Here is a 1,028-nt window from a genome sequence, read left to right as displayed (position 1 = left end):
GGGAATAAACTAAAAATTAGAAATCGATTTGGCGGACTTATGGATTATCGAGAAGCAGGTGTGGATGTTGAGGCGGGCAGAGCTTTTGTCTCGCGCATCGGGAGTATGGTCAAGAGCACGCACCGATCCGGAGTTTTGGGCGGATTCGGCGGGTTTAGCGGGTTTTTCAGCGTCCCGGAGGGTTTAAAAGAGCCGGTGATGGTTTCGGGTACTGACGGCGTTGGGACTAAGTTGAAATTGGCCCACAATCTCGATCGGCACGACACGGTAGGTATCGACTTGGTGGCGATGTGCGTCAACGACGTGCTTACCTCCGGGGCCGAACCCCTCTTTTTTCTCGATTATTTAGCGACGGGAAAGTTAAATCCCGAACAATTAGCTGCCGTGGTGGCCGGGATTGCTGACGGTTGCAAGCAAGCCGGCTGTGCTTTGCTTGGAGGGGAAACAGCAGAAATGCCCGGTTTTTACTCTTCGGGTGAGTACGATTTGGCGGGGTTTTGCGTGGGTATTGTCGAAAAGAGCCTATTGTTGGACGGTTCGCGGGTGCAGGTGGGAGATGTGGCTGTGGGACTGGCAAGTTCGGGCGTGCACAGCAACGGTTTTAGTTTGGTGAGAAAAATTGCGGGCGATCGAGGTTTTGATTGGGATTCCCAACCCGAACACTTAGGCGGCAAAAGTTTAGGAGAAGTCCTGCTAACTCCGACTAAAATTTATGTGAAACCAGTCCTCGAAGCAATTAAGAGCGGTTTAGAAATTCACGGCATGGCTCACATTACAGGCGGCGGTTTGCCGGAAAATTTGCCCCGCTGTTTGGCAGCCAATCAATCTGTGAAAATTGATAGCAATAGCTGGCCAAATTTGCCAGTTTTCCAGTGGATTGCTGAAGCGGGCCAAGTTGCCACAGCAGATATGTTCAATACTTTTAATATGGGGATTGGGTTTGTGCTGTTGGTCGCTCCCAGGGAACTCGAACAGGCTGTTAAATGGTTTGAATCTCAGGGAATTGGTGCTTGGGCGATCGGCGAAGT

The 1,028-nt window shown here is 51.0% G+C and carries 1 protein-coding gene; it reads left to right on the top strand.

The annotated features are described in order from the left end of the window. Positions 1-39 precede the first annotated feature (39 nt). A partial coding sequence (gene purM / locus ACUVJL_RS02325) for a phosphoribosylformylglycinamidine cyclo-ligase (RefSeq protein WP_445244369.1) occupies positions 40-1,028 on the top strand: 989 nt, incomplete at its 3' end.

Source organism: Microcoleus sp. OTE_8_concoct_300 (genome assembly GCF_031383065.1).
Lineage (GTDB): Bacteria > Cyanobacteriota > Cyanobacteriia > Cyanobacteriales > Microcoleaceae > Microcoleus.
The sequence above is the reverse complement of the archived record's forward strand: the minus strand, read 5'-3'. Positions and strand labels throughout refer to the sequence as shown.